The organism is Shewanella sp. YLB-07, assembly GCF_009377275.1.
In genome coordinates this window covers 1-2,955 of the sequence record NZ_VOQB01000033.1, presented here as the reverse complement: position 1 = coordinate 2,955, position 2,955 = coordinate 1, and the positions used below count along the sequence as shown (strand labels likewise).

The following is a 2,955-nucleotide window of genomic DNA, read 5'->3' as shown; positions in this document are numbered from 1 at the left end:
CCCATGTGGGTTGTATGGTTAAGTGACTAAGCGTATACGGTGGATGCCTTGGCAGTCAGAGGCGATGAAGGACGTAGTAACTTGCGAAAAGCGTTGGCGAGCTAGTAACAAGCATTTGAGCTAACGATGTCCGAATGGGGAAACCCACTCACATAAGTGAGTATCACTACATGAATACATAGTGTAGTGAGGCAAACCCGGGGAACTGAAACATCTAAGTACCCGGAGGAACAGAAATCAACCGAGATTCCCCTAGTAGCGGCGAGCGAACGGGGATTAGCCCTTAAGTCTATGGGGTGTTAGTGGAATGAGTTGGAAAGCTCAGCGGCACAGGGTGATAGCCCCGTACATGAAAACTAACCATAGATGAAAACGAGTAGGACGGGACACGTGACATCTTGTCTGAACATGGGGGGACCATCCTCCAAGGCTAAATACTCCTGACTGACCGATAGTGAACCAGTACCGTGAGGGAAAGGCGAAAAGAACCCCTGTGAGGGGAGTGAAATAGAACCTGAAACCGTATACGTACAAGCAGTGGGAGCGGTTCTTGAGACCGTGACTGCGTACCTTTTGTATAATGGGTCAGCGACTTACATTTTGTAGCGAGGTTAAGCGAATAGCGGAGCCGTAGGGAAACCGAGTGTTAACTGCGCGTTTAGTTGCAAGGTGTAGACCCGAAACCCGGTGATCTATCCATGGGCAGGTTGAAGGTTGAGTAACATCAACTGGAGGACCGAACCGACTTATGTTGAAAAATGAGCGGATGACTTGTGGATGGGGGTGAAAGGCCAATCAAACCGGGAGATATCTGGTTCTCCTCGAAAGCTATTTAGGTAGCGCCTCGAGCGAATACCATTGGGGGTAGAGCACTGTTAAGGCTAGGGGGTCATCCCGACTTACCAACCCTTTGCAAACTCCGAATACCAATGAGTACTACTCGGGAGACACACGGCGGGTGCTAACGTCCGTCGTGGAAAGGGAAACAACCCAGACCATCAGCTAAGGTCCCAAAGTTATTGCTAAGTGGGAAACGATGTGGGAAGGCTTAGACAGCTAGGAAGTTGGCTTAGAAGCAGCCATCTTTTAAAGAAAGCGTAATAGCTCACTAGTCGAGTCGGCCTGCGCGGAAGATTTAACGGGGCTAAGCAATACACCGAAGCTATGGGTACTAGTGCTTGCACTGGTGCGGTAGAGGAGCGTTCTGTAAGCCGTTGAAGGGAAAGGGGTAACCCATCCTGGAGGTATCAGAAGTGCGAATGCTGACATGAGTAACGATAAAGGGAGTGAAAAACTCCCTCGCCGAAAGACCAAGGTTTCCTGTCCAATGTTAATCAGGGCAGGGTAAGTCGACCCCTAAGGTGAGGCCGAAAGGCGTAATCGATGGGAAACAGGTTAATATTCCTGTACTTCTGCTAACTGCGATGGAGAGACGGAGAAGGCTAGACTAGCGCGGCGTTGGTTGTCCGCGTTTAAGGTTGTAGGTTGTATTCTTAGGCAAATCCGGGAATACGCATTAAATTGCAAGACTGAGGACTGATGACGAGACCCCAAGGGGTTGAAGTAGTTGATGCCATGCTTCCAGGAAAATCTTCTAAGCTTCAGGTTAGTAGGAATCGTACCCCAAACCGACACAGGTGGTTGGGTAGAGAATACCAAGGCGCTTGAGAGAACTCGGCTGAAGGAACTAGGCAAAATGGTACCGTAACTTCGGGAGAAGGTACGCTCCCGACGGTGATGAGACTTGCTCTCTAAGCTGTTGGGAGTCGCAGATACCAGGTGGCTGCAACTGTTTATCAAAAACACAGTACTGTGCAAACTCGCAAGAGGAAGTATACGGTATGACGCCTGCCCGGTGCCGGAAGGTTAATTGATTGGGTTATCTTCGGAGAAGCTCATGATCGAAGCCCCGGTAAACGGCGGCCGTAACTATAACGGTCCTAAGGTAGCGAAATTCCTTGTCGGGTAAGTTCCGACCTGCACGAATGGCGTAATGATGGCCACGCTGTCTCCAGCCGAGACTCAGTGAAGTTGAAATTGCGGTGAAGATGCCGTATACCCGCGGCTAGACGGAAAGACCCCGTGCACCTTTACTATAGCTTGGCACTGAACATTGAACCTACATGTGTAGGATAGGTGGGAGACTTTGAAGTTGGGACGCTAGTTCTGATGGAGTCAACCTTGAAATACCACCCTTGTAGTTTTGATGTTCTAACTCAGGCCCCTGAATCGGGGTTGAGGACAGTGCCTGGTGGGTAGTTTGACTGGGGCGGTCTCCTCCCAAAGAGTAACGGAGGAGCACGAAGGTTGGCTAAGTACGGTCGGACATCGTACGGTTAGTGCAATGGCATAAGCCAGCTTAACTGCGAGACATACACGTCGAGCAGGTACGAAAGTAGGTCATAGTGATCCGGTGGTTCTGTATGGAAGGGCCATCGCTCAACGGATAAAAGGTACGCCGGGGATAACAGGCTGATACCGCCCAAGAGTTCATATCGACGGCGGTGTTTGGCACCTCGATGTCGGCTCATCACATCCTGGGGCTGAAGTCGGTCCCAAGGGTATGGCTGTTCGCCATTTAAAGTGGTACGCGAGCTGGGTTCAGAACGTCGTGAGACAGTTCGGTCCCTATCTGCCGTGGGCGTTGGATGATTGAAGGAAGCTGCTCCTAGTACGAGAGGACCGGAGTGGACGAACCGCTGGTGTTCGGGTTGTTATGCCAATAGCATTGCCCGGTAGCTACGTTCGGAATCGATAACCGCTGAAAGCATCTAAGCGGGAAGCGAGTCCTAAGATGAGTCATCCCTAGGAATTTAATTCCTCTAAAGAGCCGTTCGAGACTAGGACGTTGATAGGCAGGGTGTGTAAGCGTTGTGAGGCGTTGAGCTAACCTGTACTAATGACTCGTGAGGCTTAACCATACAACCCAGATGGGTTTGTGTAGTTAGTGTGTGT

At 50.6% G+C, this 2,955-nt stretch carries 1 rRNA gene; it reads left to right on the top strand.

What is annotated here, in order from left to right:
• Positions 1–16: 16 nt before the first annotated feature.
• Positions 17–2,921 (top strand): 23S ribosomal RNA (locus tag FS373_RS31290).
• Positions 2,922–2,955 lie beyond the last annotated feature (34 nt).